This is a genomic window from Arthrobacter antioxidans (assembly GCF_023100725.1).
GTDB lineage: Bacteria > Actinomycetota > Actinomycetes > Actinomycetales > Micrococcaceae > Arthrobacter_D > Arthrobacter_D antioxidans.
Window position 1 is genome coordinate 2,558,379 of the sequence record NZ_CP095501.1, and the last position, 20,440, is coordinate 2,578,818.

General features: G+C 72.0%; 18 protein-coding genes and 1 pseudogene. 9 read left to right on the forward strand and 10 right to left on the reverse strand.

Features of this window, described 5'->3' with window-relative positions:
• Nucleotides 1-12: 12 nt before the first annotated feature.
• Nucleotides 13-240 (forward strand): helix-turn-helix domain-containing protein, encoded by a 228-nt coding sequence (locus MWM45_RS11715; protein ID WP_247826593.1) that lies wholly within the window; start codon nucleotides 13-15, stop codon nucleotides 238-240.
• Nucleotides 241-284: 44 nt separating this feature from the next.
• Here the strand turns inward: MWM45_RS11715 and MWM45_RS11720 are convergent, their stop codons facing one another.
• A complete protein-coding gene (locus MWM45_RS11720; protein WP_247826594.1) occupies nucleotides 285-845 on the reverse strand; it encodes a hypothetical protein in 561 nt (186 codons plus the stop codon).
• Between the two features lie 122 nt (nucleotides 846-967).
• On the opposite strand from MWM45_RS11720, the gene MWM45_RS11725 reads away from it, so the two are divergent.
• On the forward strand, nucleotides 968-1,672 hold the full coding sequence (locus tag MWM45_RS11725; protein ID WP_247826595.1) for a LysM peptidoglycan-binding domain-containing protein: 705 nt from the start codon (nucleotides 968-970) through the stop codon (nucleotides 1,670-1,672).
• A gap of 125 nt (nucleotides 1,673-1,797) precedes the next feature.
• Complete coding sequence (locus MWM45_RS11730) at nucleotides 1,798-2,367, forward strand: Rv3235 family protein (protein ID WP_247826596.1); 570 nt, start codon at nucleotides 1,798-1,800, stop codon at nucleotides 2,365-2,367.
• On the opposite strand, the gene secA is transcribed toward MWM45_RS11730, so the two are convergent.
• The 8 genes and pseudogenes from secA to mtrA all read right to left on the reverse strand — a co-directional run bounded on the left by secA (nucleotide 2,368) and on the right by mtrA (nucleotide 12,754).
• On the reverse strand, nucleotides 2,368-5,079 hold the full coding sequence (gene secA / locus MWM45_RS11735; RefSeq protein WP_247826597.1) for a preprotein translocase subunit SecA: 2,712 nt from the start codon (nucleotides 5,077-5,079) through the stop codon (nucleotides 2,368-2,370). It abuts the gene before it with no gap.
• Nucleotides 5,080-5,202: 123 nt separating this feature from the next.
• Complete coding sequence (locus tag MWM45_RS11740; RefSeq protein ID WP_336296662.1) at nucleotides 5,203-6,105, reverse strand: DNA glycosylase AlkZ-like family protein; 903 nt, start codon at nucleotides 6,103-6,105, stop codon at nucleotides 5,203-5,205.
• Between the two features lie 62 nt (nucleotides 6,106-6,167).
• Nucleotides 6,168-6,413, reverse strand: a pseudogene (locus tag MWM45_RS17705) (DNA glycosylase AlkZ-like family protein); the annotation flags it as partial.
• Nucleotides 6,414-6,512: 99 nt separating this feature from the next.
• Nucleotides 6,513-7,235: a ribosome hibernation-promoting factor, HPF/YfiA family gene (gene hpf / locus MWM45_RS11745; RefSeq protein ID WP_247826598.1), complete on the reverse strand. Its 723-nt coding sequence runs from the start codon at nucleotides 7,233-7,235 to the stop codon at nucleotides 6,513-6,515.
• Between the two features lie 108 nt (nucleotides 7,236-7,343).
• On the reverse strand, nucleotides 7,344-8,390 hold the full coding sequence (locus tag MWM45_RS11750; protein ID WP_247826599.1) for a ComF family protein: 1,047 nt from the start codon (nucleotides 8,388-8,390) through the stop codon (nucleotides 7,344-7,346).
• A 62-nt stretch (nucleotides 8,391-8,452) separates the two neighbouring features.
• Complete coding sequence (locus MWM45_RS11755; RefSeq protein WP_247826600.1) at nucleotides 8,453-10,189, reverse strand: LpqB family beta-propeller domain-containing protein; 1,737 nt, start codon at nucleotides 10,187-10,189, stop codon at nucleotides 8,453-8,455.
• A complete protein-coding gene (gene mtrB, locus MWM45_RS11760) occupies nucleotides 10,189-11,976 on the reverse strand; it encodes an MtrAB system histidine kinase MtrB (RefSeq protein WP_247826601.1) in 1,788 nt (595 codons plus the stop codon). The genes MWM45_RS11755 and mtrB overlap by 1 nt, the downstream gene beginning before the upstream one ends.
• Before the next feature lie 100 nt (nucleotides 11,977-12,076).
• Nucleotides 12,077-12,754: an MtrAB system response regulator MtrA gene (gene mtrA / locus MWM45_RS11765; protein ID WP_247826602.1), complete on the reverse strand. Its 678-nt coding sequence runs from the start codon at nucleotides 12,752-12,754 to the stop codon at nucleotides 12,077-12,079.
• 168 nt (nucleotides 12,755-12,922) lie between these two features.
• Between mtrA and MWM45_RS11770 the strand changes: the two genes are divergently transcribed.
• The 5 genes from MWM45_RS11770 (at nucleotide 12,923) to MWM45_RS11790 (ending at nucleotide 18,812) form a co-directional block, all read left to right on the forward strand.
• Nucleotides 12,923-14,311 (forward strand): DUF7847 domain-containing protein, encoded by a 1,389-nt coding sequence (locus MWM45_RS11770; RefSeq protein WP_247826603.1) that lies wholly within the window; start codon nucleotides 12,923-12,925, stop codon nucleotides 14,309-14,311.
• A gap of 43 nt (nucleotides 14,312-14,354) precedes the next feature.
• Nucleotides 14,355-15,014: a DUF4129 domain-containing protein gene (locus MWM45_RS11775; RefSeq protein ID WP_247826604.1), complete on the forward strand. Its 660-nt coding sequence runs from the start codon at nucleotides 14,355-14,357 to the stop codon at nucleotides 15,012-15,014.
• Nucleotides 15,011-16,318, forward strand: coding sequence for a DUF4350 domain-containing protein (locus MWM45_RS11780; protein WP_247826605.1), 1,308 nt, complete (start codon nucleotides 15,011-15,013; stop codon nucleotides 16,316-16,318). The genes MWM45_RS11775 and MWM45_RS11780 overlap by 4 nt, the downstream gene beginning before the upstream one ends.
• Entirely contained in the window at nucleotides 16,315-17,457 is a 1,143-nt protein-coding gene (locus tag MWM45_RS11785; RefSeq protein WP_247826606.1) for an AAA family ATPase, read from the forward strand. Before MWM45_RS11780 ends, MWM45_RS11785 begins: the two co-directional genes overlap by 4 nt.
• Before the next feature lie 62 nt (nucleotides 17,458-17,519).
• Entirely contained in the window at nucleotides 17,520-18,812 is a 1,293-nt protein-coding gene (locus MWM45_RS11790) for a DUF58 domain-containing protein (protein WP_247826607.1), read from the forward strand.
• A 36-nt stretch (nucleotides 18,813-18,848) separates the two neighbouring features.
• On the opposite strand, the gene MWM45_RS11795 is transcribed toward MWM45_RS11790, so the two are convergent.
• On the reverse strand, nucleotides 18,849-19,694 hold the full coding sequence (locus tag MWM45_RS11795) for a class I SAM-dependent methyltransferase (RefSeq protein WP_247826608.1): 846 nt from the start codon (nucleotides 19,692-19,694) through the stop codon (nucleotides 18,849-18,851).
• Nucleotides 19,695-19,767: 73 nt separating this feature from the next.
• Between MWM45_RS11795 and MWM45_RS11800 the strand changes: the two genes are divergently transcribed.
• On the forward strand, nucleotides 19,768-20,436 hold the full coding sequence (locus MWM45_RS11800) for a DUF4166 domain-containing protein (protein ID WP_247826609.1): 669 nt from the start codon (nucleotides 19,768-19,770) through the stop codon (nucleotides 20,434-20,436).
• Nucleotides 20,437-20,440: the final 4 nt, after the last annotated feature.

The window sequence follows — 20,440 nt, forward strand, 5'->3', positions numbered from 1 at the left end:
AAAGGCGGACCCGTGGCCGAGCGGCGCTTCCTCACCCTCGCCGACGTGGCCGAGGTACTCAACATCAGTGCGTCGCAGACCTATGCCCTCGTCCGATCGGGCGACCTTCCGGCCATCCAGGTGGGAGGCCGCGGCCAGTGGCGCGTGGAGACGCGGGTCCTCGAGGAGTACATCGCCAGGGCCTACGAGAAGACGGCGTCAGCGCTGAAGAACGACGCCGCGAGCATCCCACCGGCCTGATCGCTCCCGCGACACCCCGGGGATGGGCATTCACGACGCCGTGCTCAGTCCGCCGTTCCCGCCGCATCGACCGTGTCGATGGACGCGAAGGGCACGGTCAGGACGCCCCTTCCCGCCGCCGGGCGTCCCTCGCGGTCGGGTCCGGCGGTGCCGACGTCGATGAAGTCCGTGCCCACCCTGTCGATGATCCCCGCCTGACGGGACGAGGGGCCCACGGTCCAGAGCGTGACGTGCGCCCGGTCGCGGGACAGGACCCGGAGCGCCGACCCCAGTCCCAACCGGGCGCCGACGCCCGACAGCGGCTGGCCGGCGCCGCGCCCCATCCCCCGGAGCAGGTGCAGTGACGACAGCGGCACGATCACGGACCGCCCCTCCACCGCGACGGCGATCCACTCCGAGCCGACGTTCGTGAGGACTCCCTCGAGGCTTCGACCGCCGCGCGTGAAGACCCCGAGCGGCCGACCGACCTGACCGAGCAGCCTCTGCACCAGGGTCAGCCGTGACTGCTCCGAGCGTGTCCGCTCCCTGATCTCGCTCTCCTGGAGGCTGACCACTGCCGCCTGGAGCTGCGATTCGAGGTCGTTGAAGAGGGCATCCCAGCGCATTTCCCCAACCTAGGACCGGCCCTGCCCGACGTCAATCAGAACGAGAGACATCAAAAAGGAAGAGCTATAGACAAAACACATCAAACTACATCAAACTGGGTGCCTTGATGAGGAGCGATGCCATGCAGAGGTCAGACGCGATCCAGGCCGGAATGATCCTCGGGTGCGGGGTCGCCCTTTCGGGGGCAGGGGCTGTCCTCCTCGTCGGCCGTCGTGCCGCTGACGGCCCGGCCCTGGAGGGCGTCCTCGGCATGGCGCTGACGGCGATCGGCCTCGCCGTCGTCGGCGTGTGGGTGCTCCTGTTCGTCCTCGCGGTGCTTGCCGAACTCCTCGGGCGAGGCGGCCCGTCCGCCGGGGCGGCTCTCGCCTCCCGGTGCACCCCCGCGGTGATGCGCCGACTCGCCGCCGCGCTCCTCGGGGTCAACCTCCTCGCCGTCCCCGCGATGGCGCAGGCCGCTTCGGACGACGGCGACCGGCCTGTGCTGACGGCGACCGCCGCCGATCGGTCACCTGCCTCCGCTGCGGCGTCGGAGTCCCCGGACCCTGCACTCACGCCCGTATCACCGGCGTGGAAGCCGGAACGCCTGCAGGTGGACGGCGGGCCCCTGCTCCGCGCGGAGAGCCGCACCCTCGTCGAGGCACAGGAGGCCGTCGTCGCGCCGGGTGATTCCCTGTGGTCGATCGTCGCCGCGCGGCTCGGACCGATGGCGACCGCATCGGACATCGCCGAGGCGTGGCCCGCCTGGTACGACACCAACCGCGCCGCCATCGGGGACGATCCGTCGCTGCTGCTCCCCGGCACGGTCCTGCAGACGCCCTCGGGGTAGGGACCCGGTCACCGGCCCGCACTGACCCGAATGGCACGACCACCGAGCACCAGCACCAGCACCAGCACCGTCGGCCGATCGGTCCGACCGGCCGGCCCCGCGACCAGTTCACGAAGGGAATCAGCATGAACGCCGTCACCCGGCTCCATCCCGCCACCGCCCAGCTCGCCGAGGCCAGCGGTGCGCCGCGACCCCTGCTGGGGACGCCGCCCCGCCCTGCCGACGCGCAGGCCGCCGTGATCCCGCTCAGGTCACCGGCGGACACGGCCATCGGACCCGGCCCGACCTACGGCCCGCCGCCGGACGGAGACGCGACGGGCGGCGCGGATCCGGACGTCGAGCTCCGGATCGCCGGGATCGCCCGGTCCGTCTGCCAGGGGGCACTCGAAGTACTGGACGGATCACGCCCCCTGCAGCAGATGGCCCGCTGGCTCGACGCGGAGAACTACGAGCGACTCCAGTTACGCACCAACCTGGTGCGCTGCATCGGCGCGCGTCCTGCCGGTCGGGGCGGGGAGGTCCGGGAGAGCACGCACCGGAACGTCGTGGTGCGCTCCGCCCGCGTCTGCACCGTCAGCCCCGGCGTGTTCGAGGCCGCGGTGGTCGCTTTCGACCGGAAACGGGTCCGCGCCGTCGCTCTTCGGATCGAGCAACGGCGCGGCGCGTGGCGGGTCACCGCCCTCGAGATCGGCTGACTACTTCTTCCTGGTCTTCCGGCCGTTCGAGGGGGCTGCCTGCTGTGCCTTGTTCCGCTCCACGTGCACCTCGGCCTCGCCCTGGGCGTTGGGGGCGATGAAGTTGAGCGTGGCGGGCTTGGCGGGTGCCTCGAGTCCGGCGGCCCTGATCGTCGGCGCCTGGACCACTCCGCGGCCGTCCGTGACCCCGGGGAGACCGGTCTGGGCCGGTGTGGAGACCTCCACCTCCAGGTTGAACAGGTAGCCGATGCTCTCCTCGCGGATCGACTCCATCATCGCCTGGAAGAGGATGAAACCCTCGCGCTGGTACTCGACCAGCGGATCCCTCTGCGCCATCGCGCGGAGGCCGATGCCCTCCTTGAGGTAGTCCATCTCGTAGAGGTGCTCCTGCCACTTCCGTCCGATGACCGAGAGCACCACGCGACGCTCCAGTTCGCGCACCGTCTGCTCCCCGAGCGACTCCTCACGCGCCTGGTAGGCCAGCTTCGCGTCGGACAGGATCTCGTCGTGCAGGAAGTCGCGGGTGAGCTTGGACTTCCCGCCCGCTTCCTCGATGACCTCGTCGGCCGTCAGGGTGATCGGGTACAGCGTCCTGAGGTTCGTCCACAGCAGGTCGTAGTCCCAGTCGTCGCCGTGGCCCTGCACCGTCGCCTCGTCGACCATCGCGGTGATGACGTCCTCGAGGAAGAACTGCACCTTCTCCTTGAGGTCGTCGCCCTCGAGGATCCTGCGGCGGTCGCCGTAGATCGCCTCGCGCTGGCGGTTCAGCACGTCGTCGTACTTCAGGACGTTCTTGCGCTGCTCGGCGTTGCGTCCCTCGACCTGGCCCTGGGCACTCTCGATGGCCTTCGACACCATCTTCGATTCCAGGGCGACGTCGTCGGGCATGGTCGCGCTGTTCATGATCCGCTCGGCGCCGCCGGAGTTGAACAGGCGCATGAGGTCGTCGGTGAGGGAGAGGTAGAAGCGGGACCGTCCGGGATCGCCCTGGCGACCGGAACGGCCGCGCAGCTGGTTGTCGATGCGCCGCGACTCGTGGCGCTCCGTCCCGAGCACGTAGAGGCCGCCGATCTCGCGGACTTCCTCCTGCTCGGCCCTGACGGCCTCCTTCGCGGCCTCGAGGGCCTCCGGCCACCGGGTCTCGTACTCCTCCGGGTTGTCCGCCGGGTCCAGCCCCATCTTCTCCATCGCCGCGACGGCGTTGAACTCCGCGTTGCCGCCGAGCATGATGTCGGTGCCGCGACCGGCCATGTTGGTGGCGACGGTGACGGCGCCCTTGCGGCCGGCCTGCGCGATGATCGAGGCCTCCCGGGCGTGGTTCTTCGCGTTCAGGACCTCGTGGCGGACGCCCGCCTTGGCGAGCTGCTTCGACAGGTACTCGCTCTTCTCGACGCTCGTCGTGCCGACGAGGACGGGCTGGCCGGTCTCGTGGCGCTCCACGATGTCCTTGACGACGGCGTCGAACTTCGCGACCTCGTTCTTGTAGATGAGGTCGGAGAGGTCCTTGCGCGCCATCTCCCGGTTGGTGGGGATGGGGACGACGCCGAGCTTGTAGGTCGACATGAACTCCGCGGCCTCGGTCTCGGCGGTGCCGGTCATGCCCGAGAGTGTGTCGTAGAGGCGGAAGTAGTTCTGCAGCGTGACGGTGGCGAGGGTCTGGTTCTCCGCCTTGATCTCCACGCCCTCCTTCGCCTCGATCGCCTGGTGCATGCCCTCGTTGTAGCGCCGGCCCGCGAGGATGCGGCCCGTGTGCTCGTCGACGATCATGACCTCGCCGTTGAGGACCACGTAGTCCTTGTCCCGCTTGAAGAGTTCCTTGGCCTTGATGGCGTTGTTCAGGAATCCGATGAGCGGCGTGTTGGCCGACTCGTACAGGTTGGAGATGCCGAGGTAGTCCTCGACCTTCTCGATCCCGTCCTCGAGGACGCCCACGGTGCGCTTCTTCTCGTCCACCTCGTAGTCGGCGTCGACGGTGAGCTTCTGGACCACCTTCGCGAACTCGTTGTACCAGCGGTTCACATCCCCCGAGGCCTGGCCGCTGATGATGAGCGGGGTCCGCGCCTCGTCGATGAGGATGGAGTCGACCTCGTCCACGATCGCGAAGTTGTGGCCGCGCTGCACGAGCTCCGTGGCACTCCAGGCCATGTTGTCGCGCAGGTAGTCGAACCCGAACTCGTTGTTCGTGCCGTACGTGATGTCCGCGGCGTACTGCTCGCGGCGTGTCGCGGGGTCCTGCTTGGAGAGGATGCAGCCGCTGGTCAGCCCGAGGAACCGGTAGACGCGCCCCATCAGGTCCGACTGGTACTCGGCCAGGTAGTCGTTGACCGTGACGACGTGGACGCCCTTGCCGCTCAGGGCGTTGAGGTAGGCGGGCGCGGTGGCGACGAGGGTCTTGCCCTCGCCGGTCTTCATCTCGGCGATGTTCCCGAGGTGGAGGGCCGCGCCGCCCATCAGCTGGACGTCGAAGTGGCGCAGGCCGAGCGTGCGGCTCGACGCCTCGCGGACGGCGGCGAAGGCCTCGGGCAGGAGATCGTCCAGGGTGGCGCCGTCGGCGAGGCGCTTCTTCAGCCGCTCGGTCTCCCCGCGCAGCTCTGCGTCGGACATCCCGCGGAATTCGTCCTCCAGGACATTGATCGCGTCAGCGTAGTTCCGGAGTCGCTTCAGTGTCTTCTTATCGCCGGTGCGTAGAACTCGTTCAAGAAGTGATGGCACTGGTATTTGCTCCCAATCTGATGCTGCCCAAAGATGGCGTCTCTAGTCTACGGGAGAGAGACGTCCGGCCCCCCGTTCCAGTTCCCTGCGGCACGCTGCAGCGACGCGGAACTGCGTGTCCGCTCACAGTAGCGTGCCGACCTGCGCGGAGAGCGCGGACGCCAGGTCGCCACGGTCCTCGACGACGACGTCGTCGAGCCCCAGCCACTGTGCCAGCAGGCGCAGCTCGTCGGCGAGCTGGGCCGCCGTGTCGGCGGGGGCGCCGGGCTGCGCATGACCGGAGCGCACCAGCAGCCGACCGGACGCCCGGTCCGCCTTGAGATCCACCCGCGCGACGAACGAGTCGCGCAGCAGGAAGGGCAGCACGTAGTACCCGTGGGTGCGCCGTTCGGCCGGCGTGTAGATCCCGATGCGGTAGTGGAAGTCGAAGAGCCGGTGGAGCCGGTCCCGCTCGAAGACCAGCGAATCGAAGGGACTGAGCAGCGCCCTCCCCTGGGCCTGGCGTGGGCGGGCCGCCGCGGGATGCAGGTACCACGGCTCCACGCCGGCGTCGACGGTCACGGTCTCGAGCACCCCGGCGCCCGCCAGGGCGTCCAGGACGGACCGTGTCTCCCGGACGGGCGTGCGGAAGTAGTCGGCGACGGACCGGGCGGATGCGACGCCGAGCGCTCCCGCCGCCCGCTCGGCCAGCACCGACAGGGACTCCGTCCGGTCCGGGGCGGCGACGGCGAGGGCGGCGTCGGGCAGCACGTGCGCGACGGGGGCGTACAGGCGCTCGAACTGGTCCGTCCGCCCGGCGGAACCGATCTCGCCGCGGGCGAAGAGATCCTCGAGGACGCGCTTCAGGGCGGTCCACCGCCACCCCCACCCCTCCGCGGGGCGCACGGCGTCCCCGCCGAGCAGCCGCTGGATGCTCGACCCGCTGAGCGGTGTCCCCCTGCCGAGGAGATCGAGGACCGCGGATTCCAGGGACTCGCGCAGGCGGCAGGCACACTGCCCGCGCCCATCCACGTCCTGCGTTGCCACACCCTCAGGTGAGGGAACAGTTCGGGCGGCACGAGGCTCGCCTCGTGGGCCCAGTACTCGACGAGCCTGCGCGGCGACCGGGAGTACAGGGCGTCGAACCGGGCGCGATCGTAGGATCCGAGGCGTGAGAACAGGGGCAGGTAGTGGGACCGGGTCAGGACGTTCACCGAATCGATCTGGATGACCTGCAGGCGCCGCGCGGCGGTCGCGACGGCGCGTGGGGATGAAGGCGTCTCACGACGGGGGCGATGCAGTCCCTGGGCGGCGAGGGCGATCCGCCGCGCCTGGGCGAGGGTGAGGTTCGGCATGGGCTCCTGCACGGAACTGCCTCCGCGCGGGGCGCGGAGGCAGTTCCGTGGTCGTCGATGAGGAACACGGCCGGCGGGTGCCGCCCGTGGTGGACCCGGCTAGGCCGAGGCCGCTTCCCGGGCGCGGTAGGCCAGGAGCTCCTCGGTTCCTTCGGCGCCGTTCGAATCGAGCGTGATGACCCCGTAGGTCCATGCCTGGCGCCGGTACACCACCGACGGGGCTCCGGTCTCGGAGTCGACGAACAGGTAGAAGTCATGTCCGACGAGTTCCATGCTGTCGACGGCGTCGTCCAGGGTCATCGGGACCCCGGAGAAGACCTTGCGGCGGATCAGGACCGGCGAGTCGCCCGCGGGCACGTCGTCGGGCGAGGCGTAGGCGTCGACGTCGTCCGGCTGCGGCGCGGGCTCCTGGGACGTCGGGGCGTTCGCCGACGTCTCGAGATAGAGCGGCTGCGCCGGATCGGCGGGTTCGAGATCGGCCGTGGCGATGCGGACGGCCACGGGGGTGTGGCGGCCGTGATGGACCTTGCGACGGTCGCGGGCACGGCGCAGGCGCTCGAGGAGTTTTCCGTAGGCGAGATCGAAGGCGGCGAACTTGTCGGCCGCGGACGCTTCGGCCCGGACGACCGGGCCCCTGCAGATCACCGTCAGCTCGACCGTGAGGGAGGTCTCCGCCATGCGGGCACTGGGCTCCTTGGTGATTTTCGCATCGACGCGCTGTACCTTGTCGCCGAGTTGCTCGATCTTGTCGATCTTCTCCGTCGCGTACTCACGGAAACGGTCCGATACCGCCAGGTTCCGACCATTGATCACGAATTCCATGGTGCCCTCCACATCACTAGGTGATACGACGGCGGCCGAGGCGTACCTGCAGAGCCGCCACCGACGGGTACGTATCGTCACTGTGTTGTACCCGTACTTCACGGTAGTTCACCCCCCTCTTTTATTCACCCTTCGCCACTCCCGAACTTCCTGTATGTCGCCGGGCAGGGCCTGTGCAGGGTCGGTGGCACCATGCTCCGCCTCCGACGGTCCGGCCGGCGGGGCGGGGTGGCCGCCGGTGGGCGAGGACGTCGCGGCGACGACGACGGCGCCCAGCACCCGCGCCCCGCAGTTCCGCAGGACGCGGTGCACCTCGCCGATCGTCGCGCCGGTGGTGAGGACGTCGTCGACGATGATGCAGTCGCGGTCCGCCAGCAGCGCCCGCGCGTCCCTGGGCTCACGCATCGACTGCAGGACGTTCACGCGGCGCCGACGGCGGCCCAGGGCCTTCTGCCCGCCGTCCGGTCCGGACAGCGCGGCCAGACCGCCCCGGACGACCCCTCCGATCCCTGTCCGGACCAGGGTGCCGGCCAGGCGCGACACCGGCGCCACCTGGCGGGCCCCCGCAGCGAGCCTCGCGCCGGCCGGGAGGTCGCCTCTGCGGTCCAGGCGGGACAGCAGGAGCATGAGCGGGTCGTAGCCGCGCCGCCGACGGGACGAGGCCCGTCCCGGTACCGGGACGAGCAGGACCTGGTGGACTGCCGCCGGGTCGGCCCGGCCGCGGCGCAGCTGCGCCACCGCCTCGTGCAGCGCTCCGGCGAGGGCCGCCTCCACGGGAGCCGCGAGGTCGACGTGCCCGTGGTTCTTGTAGGCGAGCAGCACACCCGACACCGCCCGCCCGTACCGCCCGGCGGCGACGACGGGAAGCGGACCGTAGGCGTGGGTGCCGTCGTCGTCGCGCCCGGCTCTCCCGTCCGGGCCCAGGGCGACGTCGGGCAGGGACTCGGCTCCCGCCTCCGCGCGGAACGGGCGCGACGTCGCACGACGGAAGGCCGCGCTGCACGCGCGGCAGAGGGACGTGTCCCACCGCCCGCAGAGCACGCAGGACGACGGCAGGACGAGCGCCGCGAAGGCCGTGAGGGCATCGGCGATGCGCCGCCAGGGACCGGCGAAGACGATCCGGTCCAGGACGGTCGAGGGGTCGGTGGCGTGCATTCCCCCAGATGATCATCCGGCGACGCGGGCCCGGGGCCGGACCGCCGCCATGTGGACAACCGCTACCCCGGGAAGGCCGGATCCGTCACCGCGAGCTGCTCGTCCACCCAGCTGCCGCCGATTCGTGAGTAGAGCGTGCCGCCCGCCTCGGCGTAGAGGGTGTCCTCGGCGTCCGATCCGGCACTCAGGCCGAGGACGCCGTCGAGCGCGGCCATCGACTCGCGGTCGCCGTCGAGGTGCAGGATCACGGGGATCGCTTCGCCCGCTCCGACGGAGGAGGCGACGATCACGCTCTGCCCTGCCCAGGTGGCCGTGTCGATCGAGCCGTCAGTCGGTAGCGTGAGCGGCGTGGTGAGCGACTGCGGGACACCCTCCGTCGACCGGGTGATCCCTGCCAGCAGGACCTCGCCCACGCCGCCACGATCCGTGACGATCAGCGCGCGTGACCCGTCGCGGGCGATGCGGAACTCCCTGACGTCCCTGTCCCCCAGCCACCCGGCCGAGAGGACCGCGGCGTTCGCCTCCGTGCCGCCCGGCGGGACGGCGAGCACCTCGCTCCGCCCCCCGGCCGATCGGGTGGTCCAGACCCAGTTCTCGGGATCGAACGAAGGTTTCGTGAGCCCGCTGCCCCGGACGACGGCGCGCGCCTCGCTGCCCGGCGCCGTGATGTAGAGGGTCTCCCGGTCCGCGTCGAGGAAGGAGTAGGCGCTGCCCGAGACGGACGTCGCGGGGTCCCGCGGGTCGAGCGCTCCCACGGAGTCCAGCCCCTCGATCCCGGTGACGGCGCCGTTGCGGACCCGCACCAGCTCGCCCTCCGCGACCGCCACCTGCTCGCCGCCGACATCGGGGGTCAGTTCGGGGACGATGAGGTCCGGGGCCGGCGGCCCCAGCTGGATGGGCTGGTCGCTGGCCATCTCCACCGACGTGACGTCGTTGAGGTCGAGCAGGTTGGCCTGGAGCTGCTGGTTCATCTGCTGGAGCTTGAGGTTGGTCGCGTTCTCGAGGACCTCCGGCGAGAGTTCGACGGTCGCCCTGCCCGAGGTGATCGGGACGGAATCCCGGGCGAGCGTGACACCCTCGGGGAAGGCGCTGGTGACCGACCCCTGCAGGTAGGGCGCCGGGCCGGCGAGCATCGCGCCGACGATCCGCGCGGTCACCCCGGTGCGCCGGACGAACCAGCGGGCGTCGGGCACCCAGTACCGGTAGTTGCTGCTGTAGAAATACAGGCTGTGCGAGATGAGGAGATCGCGGGCGCTGCTCTGGGCGAGCATGATGCCGTCCGGGATCTCGTCGATCCGCCATTCGCCGTCGAGCTGGACCATCCGCACGCCCAGGGTCTCCGTCGCGGGGACGACGGTGTTGGTGCGCACCCCGCGGGCGTCGACGGTCCCCGCGGTCTCCAGCTGGATCTGGTAGACGCCCTCGGACTCGCGTTTCTCGACGCGCGGGTCGGACCGGAACAGGACGATCCGCTCCTCGGGCTGCCACGTCGCGCGCAGCTCGGGGCTCAGGAACTGGCGTGCCACGCTGTAGCCGTCGCTCGCCCCCGTCCCGGCGGTGATGAAGTCGCGGAGGATCTGCTCCGGCGTCGCCCCGGGCGCGGGCCCCTCGGGGTCGAACACCGGCGCGACGGCGTCCGGTTCGCCGTCGGACGCCTCGATGACCCCCACCGGCCCCGTCGTCGGGATGGCCGAGCATCCCGTGAGCACGAGGAGGCAGGCGACGAGCAGCACGACGAGCCTGGCGGCGCCGGTGCCGGCACGTTCCCTCCGATGGACGGCCGTCGCGTGATCTCCCACTACTCTCCCTCGCTCGGTCCGTGTGCTGCTTCCGTCTGGTGATCGTGGGCGGGACGTTCCGGCCCGGGTCCGCCGTCCGGCGGCGGCGGCAGGATCAGGGGCGACGACGTCAGCTCCGTCCCCTGGGTCCGGGGCAGCGTCAGGAGGAAGCACGCGCCCTCCCCGGGCATGCCCCACGCCTCGAGCCAGGCGTTGTGCAGCCGGGCGTCCTCCAGGGCGATCGAGAGTCCGAGACCGCTGCCCCCGGTCGTCCGCGCCCGGGCGGGGTCGGCCCGCCAGAAGCGGTCGAACGCCCGCGAGGCCTGCAGCGTGGTCATCCCGATGCCGTGGTCCCGGACCGCGACGGCGACCGCCTCGGGACTGCTCGCTATGTGGATCTCCATCGGCTTCGCCTCGCCGTGCTCGAGGGCGTTGACGATGAGGTTGCGCAGGATGCGGTCGATCCGGCGTGCGTCGGCGTCCGCGATGCACCGCGTCTCCTGCGACACGATCGTGACGTCCGATCCGAGCCGCTCCGCCAGGGGCCGCGCCCCCTCGATCGCATGCTGGACGAGCTGCACGATGTCGACCGATTCCGCCTCGAGGACGGCTGCTCCGGCGTCGAACCGGGAGATCTCGAGCAGGTCAGCGAGCAGCGCCTGGAACCGCTCCACCTGGTCGAACAGGATCTCGGCCGACCGCTTGTTGATGGGGTTGAAGTCCGCACGCGCGTCGTAGAGGACCTCCGCGGCCATCCGGACCGTGGTGAGCGGGGTGCGCAGCTCGTGGGAGACGTCGGACACGAAGCGCTGCTGCATCTGCGACAGCTGGGCCAGCTGGGTGATCTGGTCCTGCAGGCTCCCGGCCATGTGGTTGAAGGAGACGCCGAGCCTGGCCACCTCGTCCTCCCCGCTGACCTCCATGCGCTCCTGCAGCTGGCCCGCGGCGAGCTTCTCCGACACCGATGCCGCGTGGCTCACCGGCCGGACGACGCTCCGCGTCACGTACCAGGCGATCGCACCGATGACGAGCAGGAGGACGACACCGGCCAGCCACAGCACCCGGTGGATGTCGTCGAGGGTGGACTGCATGGCCGACAGATCGTAGTAGACGTACAGCGCGTACGAGGCCTGGTCCGGGGGGAGCTGCACCTGGGTCCCGAACGCGATCCCGGGCGCGTCGGTCGCACCGTCCTCCGTGACCGGGATCTGCATGGGGGCCCAGTGGATGTCCGGACCGTCCGCGACGGCCTCCTGCAGGTCCTGCGGGAGCATGCTGGCCGTCACGCCGTTCTGGCTCACCGTGGTGGGGACGAGGACGTCGCCCGAGATGGGCACCAGGATCGCATGGCGCGGCGCGTCGGTGTCCAGGCTGACGAGTGCCTCGACGGAGTCCAGCACGAGGCGGCTGGTGGTGTCGCGGTCGGTCGCGGAGGACTCCCTGAAGACGGCCTTCGTCCGGGTCAGCTCCTCGGTGGCCTCGGCACTGAACTGGTCGAAGCGCTGGTCGTAGAGGGCCCCGGCGATCTGGTTCGAGAGGAACCCGCCGACGGCGACGAAGGAGACCGAGGTGAGGAGCATCGTCGCGACGACGGTCCGGAACTGGAGGGAGCGGCGCCAGCGCTGCGCCACCGACTGCAGCAGCGAGCGGGCGCGGGCCGATGCGGCATGCAGCCGAGCGGCTTGCGGACCGGGCGCGGCGGACGGCCCGCCCTCGGGCTGGCCCTCCCCTGCGGCAGGCCCGTCGGCGGCCCGGGGATCGGCGGCACCGGGGGCCGGATCGGCACGAACGGCCGTCGCGGCAGTCACGTGACCTGCCCCGGCGTCGCGGTCCGGTGCGGGCTCCGGGGTCGGGGTGTCGGGGTGAGCAGCGCGGGAGCCGGAGGAGCGGCGCTCCCGGCTCCCCCCATCAGCCCTGTCCGGCCTTGTATCCGACACCACGCACCGTCAGGACGATCTCGGGTGCCTCGGGATCGCGCTCGATCTTGGAGCGGAGCCGCTGCACATGGACGTTGACGAGCCGCGTGTCGGCCGCGTGCCGGTACCCCCACACCTGTTCGAGGAGGAGTTCACGGGTGAAGACCTGCCACGGCTTCCGGGCGAGGGCCACCAGCAGGTCGAACTCGAGGGGTGTCAGCGAGACCCGCTGGCCCGCCCGTGCCACCTCGTGCCCCGCGACGTCGATGGTCACGTCGCCGATCCGCAGTGTCTCGGGAGCCTTGGACTCGGCGGGCCGCAGGCGTGCACGGACACGCGCCACCAGTTCGGCGGGCTTGAACGGCTTGGGGACGTAGTCGTCGGCCCCCGACTCGAGGCCGCGCACGACGTCGGAGGTGTCCGACTTCGCGGTCAGCATGACGATGGGGAGGTCTGATTCCGCCCGGATCTGGCGGCACACCTCGATCCCGTCCATGCCCGGGAGCATGAGGTCCAGCAGCACCAGATCGGGATGCGAGGAGCGGAAGACGCCGAGCGCCGCCGCTCCGTCGGCACAGAACACCGGGTCGAAGCCGTCGTTGCGCAGGACGATGCCGATCATTTCGGACAGGGCCTCGTCGTCGTCGATGACCAGTATGCGTGCCTTCATGCCTCAATACTGTCGTATCGACCACGCAAAGTCCCATCTGCCGCGGGGTGCGGGATGTCGCGTCGGAATCGGTGCTGCGCGGCTGCCTCGAATGGGCGTCCACCTCACTATGATGCTGGAGGGGGCCGCTGATCGCCTGCCTCCGGGAGCACCGACCGAGGGGACGCTATGCATGATCAGGTGGAGGGCCCGCCGGACGGCGGCCCTGCGGGCGACGGGACACCGCCCCGCCACGCCCGCGGCCCGGCACCCCACCAGGACCAGGCGCAGCAGCCACCCGCGCCCTGGCAGTCCCCCGGCCGGCAGCAGACGCCCCCCGCCCCCTCCTGGGGCGCACAGCAGGGCGGCCCCGCACCCGTCAACCCGTGGGGACAGCCCGCGGGCCCGGCCCGCGGCGACGTCCCCGGATACCAGGGGCAGCCGCCGGGCAGCGGGTTCCCGCCGCACTACGGCCCCCCGGCGGGCAGCCAGGGCTGGGGCGACGCCTATCCGCCGCGCGGGCCGGGGCAGGGCGGCCCCGGTTTCGATCGGCCCCCCGGCTACCAGGCTCCGCCGAAGCCGGGCGTCATCCCGCTGCGGCCCCTCGGGCTCGGCGAGATCCTCGACGGCGCGTTCCAGGCCTGCCGGAAGAACCCCCTGGCGACGTTCGGCACCGCCATCCTCCTGCAGGCCGTCGTCGCGCTCGTGACCGTGCTGCTGCTCGGCAATCTCCTGTCCTCCTTCGAGGTCTTCGAATCCGCGAACCCCACACCGGACAGCCTCATCAGCGCCTTCGCCGGCCTCGGCGTCTTCGCGTCGGTGGCCGGCGTCGTGTCCGCTGTCGCCCTGCTCGTGCTGCAGGGCATCCTCGTGATCCCCATCGCCCGCGCCGTCATCAACCAGGCGACCACCTTCGGCCAGGCCTGGCGGCTCGCCCGGCGGCGGATCCTCCCGCTGCTCGGCTTCGGCCTGCTGGCCTTCGGCGCGGGGCTCGCGGGGCTCGCCCTCCTCGTGGGCATCTCGGCCCTCGCGATCGTCGCGCTCGAGGAGTACTCGGCCCTCGTCATCATCCCGCTCGTGCTCGGCGCGCTGGTGGCCATGGTGTGGGTGAGCACCAAGCTCGTCGTCGCCCCCGCCGCGCTGATGCTGGAGGGCGTGGGACCCTGGTCCGCCATCAGGCGCTCGTGGCAGCTGACCCGGGGCAACTGGTGGCGCACCTTCGGCATCGTGCTCCTGACCAGCATCATCGTCTCGATCATCACCTCCGTCGTCTCGGCCCCGCTCTCGTTCGCGGTGACGCTCTTCTTCGGCTTCAGCACCAGTGCGTCCGCCACACCGGACGCGATGGATTCGCTGCCGGTCCTCGCCGCGTCCCAGGCCATCACGGCCCTGTTCACCGCGGTGGGCTACGCCTTCCAGGCGGGGGTCACCTCCCTGCTGTACGTCGACCTCCGCATCCGCCGGGAGGGCTTCGACGTCGTCCTCATGCGCGAACACGAGCAGGCCGGCCCGGGGACGACGGACATCCTGCCCGGCGGCACCACCTCGTTCGGTCACCAGCCGGGCGGACCTGCCTGATGCCGGACGGCGCCCCCGACCGCCCCCACCCGGGGGTGCGCGCATGAGCGGTGGGATCCCCTTCCTCCTCACCCCTGACACGGACGAGGCGCGGCGCCTGCTCGAGGAGGAACTGGCCAGGCCCCCGTACGTCGAGGCGCAGCCCGGTATCGTCGAACGCATCCTCACCGGGATCCTGCGCGGCATCGCCCGGCTCCTCGACTCAATGGGCGGGCTCGCGCCGGGACCGGGCACCCTTGTGCTGGCCCTCGGCGCGGTGCTCGCCGTCATCGTGGCCGTCGTGCTCATCAGGCCACGGCTGAACACGCGCGGCAGGAAGCAGGAGTCCGCGGTGTTCGACGACGACGCGACACACTCCGCCGACCACCACCGCGGCCGGGCAGCCGCCCTGGCGGCGGCCCGGGACTGGAACGGGGCCGTCGCCGAAGTGCTGCGGGCCGTCATCCGGTCGGCCGAGGAACGCCTCGTGGTCGCCGACCAGCCCGGACGGACGGCCACGGAGGCCGCCGCCCAGCTCGGCGCCGTGTTCGCGCCCCTGTCCACCGACGTCGCCTGGCTGGCCGAGGTGTTCAACGAGACCCACTACGGCAGCGGGACCGCGTCCGAGGACGCCTACCGGCGCGCGGCCGCGCTCGATGCGCGGCTCTCCGCGGAACGACCCGCCCCCTCCGCGGACACGACGGCCCCGGCGGCACCCCGGTGACCCGCAGGCAGCGGACCCCCGCGGCGGCCCGGGCCGCCGGCACCTCTCCCGACGGAACCTCTCCCGACGCCGGCGTGCCGGACCGCGACGGGCCCGCCCCGACGAGAGGGGCGACGGGAGGGATGACGGGACACGAGGTCATGGGCGACGGCGGGAGCGCGCTGACGACCGTCCGCTCCAGGCTCCGGCGTTCCCGTCCCCTGATCCTCGGGGCCCTCGTCCTGGCCCTGATCCTCCTGATCAACCTCTTCTCCGGCCAGGAGGAGGACGCGCGCCCGCTGTCCCCCGGCAACGCGGCGCCGCAGGGTGCACGAGCGGTCGCGGAGGTCCTCGCGTCCGAGGGCGTCGACGTCGTCCGGGCCGATTCCTACGACGAGGCGATCGCCGCCCTGGAGAAGGGGCCGGCGACACTGTTCCTCAACGACGCCCAGCAGTACCTCAGCGCCGGCCAGGTGGCGGACGTGGCCGTCCTGGCGGACCGCGCCGTCCTCGCCGCACCGGGAGCGCGCCAGCTGGCCGCCCTCGACGACGACTTCGCGCCGGTCGGCGCCGCGCCCCTCGATCTGGCCGGGGACGCCCCGGCCCTGTCCGCCGACTGCCCCGACACGGACGCCAGCGCGGCCGGCACGCTCACCGCGTCGGGGACCGCCTACTCCGGCGCCGTCGAATGCTTCCGGGTCGCGGTCGAGGACGCGGCCGGCGGCCTGTACACCACGAGCGACGACGGCTCGGTGGCCGTCCTGGGCGCCCCGTCGATCCTGTCCAACGAGGCCATCACGGAGGAGGGCAACGCGGCCCTCGCGCTGCGCGCGCTCGGCTCCTCGCCCACGCTCGTCTGGTACGAACCGAGCGGGGCGGACGTCGTCTCCACCGGGGAGGGCGTCGACCCGATGACGCTCCTCCCGCCCTGGGTGAATCCCCTGCTCGTCTGGCTCCTGGCCTGCGCGGTCCTCGCCATGCTGTGGCGGGGCCGGCGCATGGGCCCCCTCGCGGCCGAGCCGCTGCCCGTCGTCGTGCGCGCCGCCGAGACGGCGGAGGGCCGGGCCCGCCTCTACCAGGACTCCCGGGCCGTGGGCCACGCAGCCGTGACCCTGCGCGCGGCAAGCCTCGCCCGCATGGCCCGCCGGCTCCGCGTGGACCGTGCGGCCTCCGCGGCGGAGGTCATCGATGCGGCCTCCCGCCACAGCGGCAGGCCCCGGACCGAGATCGAGCAGCGACTGCTCGGCGTCCCGACCACCAACCACCAGCTTGTGCTCTGGGCACAGGACATCCTCGACCTCGAGAAGGAGATCACGCCGTCATGAACCAGACCCGACGCTGGCAGGAAGAGCAGGACGAGCAGGCGGCACCCACCGGAGGCGCCCACCAGGCGACGCGCACCGAGGACCCGGACGCGCCGTCGGACGGGCAGGCGGACGGGCAGGCTGACGGGCAGGCTGACGGCGCGGGGCACGGCCGGGCAGCCGGTCCGGCCGATCAGGCCGCCGCCGACGGCGCCTCGGCCCGGGACGCCCTCCTGCGGGTGCGCGCCGAGGTGGGCAAGTCGATCGTGGGCCAGGACGCGGCGGTCACGGGCCTCCTCATCGGTCTCCTCGCGGACGGGCACGTGCTGCTGGAGGGCGTGCCGGGCGTCGCCAAGACGCTGCTGGTCCGCACGCTGGCCACCGCCCTGGACCTCGACACGAAGCGCGTCCAGTTCACCCCGGACCTCATGCCGGGCGACATCACGGGCTCGCTCATCTACGAGTCGAAGACCTCCGAGTTCACCTTCCGCGAGGGCCCGGTGTTCACGAACATCCTGCTCGCCGACGAGATCAACCGCACCCCGCCCAAGACCCAGGCATCACTGCTCGAGGCGATGGAGGAGCGGCAGGTCTCCGTCGACGGCGTGTCACGGCGCCTGCCGACGCCGTTCATCGTCGCGGCCACGCAGAACCCCGTGGAATACGAGGGCACCTATCCCCTGCCCGAGGCCCAGCTCGACCGCTTCCTGCTGAAGCTCACCCTCCCGCTCCCCGGGCGCGAGGACGAGATCGAGGTGATCCGTCGGCACAGCGTCGGGTTCGACCCCCGCAACCTCGCTGCGGCCGGTGTGCGGGCCGTGGCGGGCGCGGCGGACATCGACCGGGCGCGCGCCGCGGTGTCCGGCGTCGCGATCGCCCCCGAGGTCCTCGCCTACATCGTGGACCTGGTCCGCGCCACGCGGACCTCCCCGTCCTTCCAGCTCGGCGTCTCCCCGCGCGGCGCCACCGCGCTGCTCAACACCTCGCGCGCCTGGGCGTGGCTCTCCGGCCGCTCCTTCGTGACCCCCGACGACGTCAAGGCCCTCACCCTGCCGGCGCTCCGCCACCGGGTCGCCCTGCGGCCGGAGGCGCAGATGGACGGTGTCGGCGTGGACGACGTCCTCGGCAGCATCCTCGGCTCCGTCCCCGTCCCGCGGTAGGCCCACCACCCCGACCACCCGTGCATGCGCCGCCGCGCACGGGGTCCGAGAGGAGCTCTCCCATGGTCATCACCGGCCGCCTGGTCCTGCTGGCACTGCTGGGCGTCGTGCCCGTCATCGTGTACCCGGGCGCGACGTCGATCCTGCTGTGGGCCCTGCTCCTCGCGGCGGTCGTCGGCCTCGACCTCGCCCTCGCCGCGTCCCCCCGGCGCGTCGGCCTCCGCCGGACCCTGCCGGACAGCGTGCGGCTGGGTGAACAGTGCACCAGCGCCGTGGTCCTGCGGAACGACACCCCCCGCACCCTCCGCGCCACGGTGCGCGAGGCGTGGCAGCCCTCCGCGGGTGCCGCGGACCCGGAACAGTCCGTCGTCGTGCCCTCCGGCGAGGCCCGCCGCATGACGCTCCACCTCCGCCCCACGCGCCGCGGGATCCTCCGCGTGGAGACGGTCACGGTGCGCAGTGCCGGACCCCTCGGGGTGGCCGCACGGCAGGTCACCGTGCCGGCGCCGGGCGTCCTGCGGGTGCTGCCGCCGTTCAACTCCAAGCGGCACCTGCCGTCCAAGCTGCGCCGCCTGCGCGAACTCGACGGCCGGGCCGCCGTCCAGATCCGGGGCGCCGGCACCGAGTTCGACTCCCTGCGGGACTACGTCCGGGGCGACGACGTCCGATCGATCGACTGGCGGGCCACCGCGCGTCGCCGCGACACCGTGGTCAGGACCTGGCGCCCCGAACGGGACCGCCGCGTCGTCGTCGTACTGGACACCTCCCGCACCTCCGCGGCGAGGGTCCTCGACGAGCCGCGGCTGGACACGGGGATCGAGGCCGCGCTGCTGCTGTCCGTGCTGGCCGAACGCGGCGGTGACAAGGTGCACTTCATCGCCTACGACCGCAGGCTCCGCGCCCGCGTCGACTCGACCGCCAAAGGCAACCTGCTGGCCTCGCTCGTGACCGCCATGGCCCCGCTCGAGGCGGAGCTGATCGAGGCGGACTGGTCCCGCGTGCCCGCCCAGGTGCGGGCCGTCTCCGCGCACCGCTCCCTCGTGGTCCTGCTCACCTCGCTCGATGCCGGGGCCGTGGAGGAGGGCCTGCTCCCTGCGCTGCCGGGCCTGACCGAACGCCACGTCGTCGTCGTCGCGTCCGTGCGCGACCCGCGGCTCGAGGAGATGAGCGCCGACCGCTCGACGGCGGCAGCGACGTTCCGGGCGGCCGCCGCCGAGCGCTCCCTCCTGGACCGCGGCGCGGTCGCGCAGCAGATCCGGGCGCTCGGGGCGGAGGTCGTGGACGCGGCTCCCGCGGACCTCCCGCCGCTCCTCGCCGATACCTACATCAGGCTCAAGGCCACCGGGCGCCTCTGACGGACCGCCGGCAGGTCCCGTCCCGGCGGGTGGGTCTCACGGCTTCCGGGCGATGATCGTATAGGTGCAGGGCACGAGGTCCCGCTCGGCCTCCGGCCAGGCGAAACCGTCCGGGACCTCGACCATGCGGGGCGAGAACCTCCACGGAAGGGTGGTCCCCTCGTCCAGGCGGAGGAGCTGCAGGCCCGCGCCGAGCAGCGCGTTGACGATGGCGGACAGCGGGTGCGCCCACTCGTACGTCCGCGCGTGGGCCACCCTGCCGTCACCCGCATACGTGGAGTCCTCGTCCCAGACCTGCGCCTGCCCGGTGCTGAAGTACGGGTAGCGGAGCTGCAGTCCGTCGGCGTTCTCGTCGAGCGCGTAGAGCACGGGATGGCCGTCCCGGATGTAGAACGTGCCCCCGGCCCGGAGCAGCCCGGCGACCTGGTGCGCCCAGCGTTCGAGGTCGGGCAGCCAGGTGATGGTCCCGATGCTGGTGTACACGAGGTCGAAGTCCCCGCTCACGGCCGCCCGGGCATCGAGGACGTCGGTCTCCACCCACGTCGCGTCGAGGCCGAGGTGCAGTGCGAGCCCGGCCGCCGAGCGCAGGGCCCCCGGGGAGAAGTCCACGCCCGTGACCCGGGCGCCGGCCCGCGCCAGGGACACCGTGTCGGTGCCGATGTGGCACTGGAGGTGGCAGACGTCCAGCCCGGCCACCGAGCCGTGCGGGAGGAAGGGCGCCAGGACGCCGAGGTCCGCCCTGACGACGCTGCTCAGGTGATCCGGGTCATCGAGGTCCCTGACCGCGTACGCCTTCTCGTGCAGCGGCACCCGGTCCTCCCAGTTCTCGCGGTTGGCGGCACGCGCGGCGTCCCAGTCGATCGCACTCCGGTTCTCACCCATGGACCGAGCATACGAGGGACGGGGCCCGCCGTCGTGGTTGACTGGGGGTCCGAGCGACGGAAGCGGGACCGACATGACCTCGATCTACCAGCAGGCGATGGGCAGCGATTTCGGCCGCCTCCAGCCGGAACTGCGCGAGTACTTCGGCCTGCACGCGGAGAGCGGGCTGTCGGGCTCCGGTCGCGGGGTGTTCGACGTCGCCGGCTGCCCCGCGTGGTTCGCCCGCCCCGCCTTCCGCCTCACCGCCCTCGAGAACGCGTTCTTCCCCGAGTACGACAGCGACGTCCCGTTCACCATCCGCAACTACCCGCACCTCGACCCGTTCGGGCGGCCGGCGCTCACGGCACGCCGGGAACTGGACTTCGGGACCGCCCTGCGCGTCTTCGAGGACACCACGTCCCTGCGGGACGGCGTCCTCACCGACTACGTGGGCCGCCACCGGCGCATGGCCACCCTCCTGACGTGCACCGCCACCGACGAGGGCCGCATCCGCATGGTGTCCTCGCAGACGCGTCTCTTCGCGGGCCTGCGGCTGCCGCTCCCCGACGCGCTCGGCGCGCTCGCCTACGTGGAGCAGTGGTGGGACGACGACGCCGGCCGCTTCAGGATCAGCACGCGGGTGGTCCACCGCCAGCTGGGAACACTGCTCGTCTACGCGGGGAGCTTCGACTACGTCCTCGAGGAGTTCGACGGCGTGCTGCCCCCCGAGGTCCGGCCGCGGCGCTGGGAGGAGCGCGTGTGACCTC

What these genes read in the sequence shown, in the direction of transcription:
- MWM45_RS11720 (WP_247826594.1), bottom strand. Translation starts at nt 845, where the DNA reads ATGCGCTGGGATGCCCTCTTCAACGACCTCGAATCGCAGCTCCAGGCG.
- MWM45_RS11725 (WP_247826595.1), top strand. Translation starts at nt 968, where the DNA reads ATGCAGAGGTCAGACGCGATCCAGGCCGGAATGATCCTCGGGTGCGGG.
- MWM45_RS11730 (WP_247826596.1), top strand. Translation starts at nt 1,798, where the DNA reads ATGAACGCCGTCACCCGGCTCCATCCCGCCACCGCCCAGCTCGCCGAG.
- hpf (WP_247826598.1), bottom strand. Translation starts at nt 7,235, where the DNA reads ATGGAATTCGTGATCAATGGTCGGAACCTGGCGGTATCGGACCGTTTC.
- MWM45_RS11750 (WP_247826599.1), bottom strand. Translation starts at nt 8,390, where the DNA reads ATGCACGCCACCGACCCCTCGACCGTCCTGGACCGGATCGTCTTCGCC.
- mtrA (WP_247826602.1), bottom strand. Translation starts at nt 12,754, where the DNA reads ATGAAGGCACGCATACTGGTCATCGACGACGACGAGGCCCTGTCCGAA.
- MWM45_RS11770 (WP_247826603.1), top strand. Translation starts at nt 12,923, where the DNA reads ATGCATGATCAGGTGGAGGGCCCGCCGGACGGCGGCCCTGCGGGCGAC.
- MWM45_RS11775 (WP_247826604.1), top strand. Translation starts at nt 14,355, where the DNA reads ATGAGCGGTGGGATCCCCTTCCTCCTCACCCCTGACACGGACGAGGCG.
- MWM45_RS11785 (WP_247826606.1), top strand. Translation starts at nt 16,315, where the DNA reads ATGAACCAGACCCGACGCTGGCAGGAAGAGCAGGACGAGCAGGCGGCA.
- MWM45_RS11790 (WP_247826607.1), top strand. Translation starts at nt 17,520, where the DNA reads ATGGTCATCACCGGCCGCCTGGTCCTGCTGGCACTGCTGGGCGTCGTG.
- MWM45_RS11795 (WP_247826608.1), bottom strand. Translation starts at nt 19,694, where the DNA reads ATGGGTGAGAACCGGAGTGCGATCGACTGGGACGCCGCGCGTGCCGCC.
- MWM45_RS11800 (WP_247826609.1), top strand. Translation starts at nt 19,768, where the DNA reads ATGACCTCGATCTACCAGCAGGCGATGGGCAGCGATTTCGGCCGCCTC.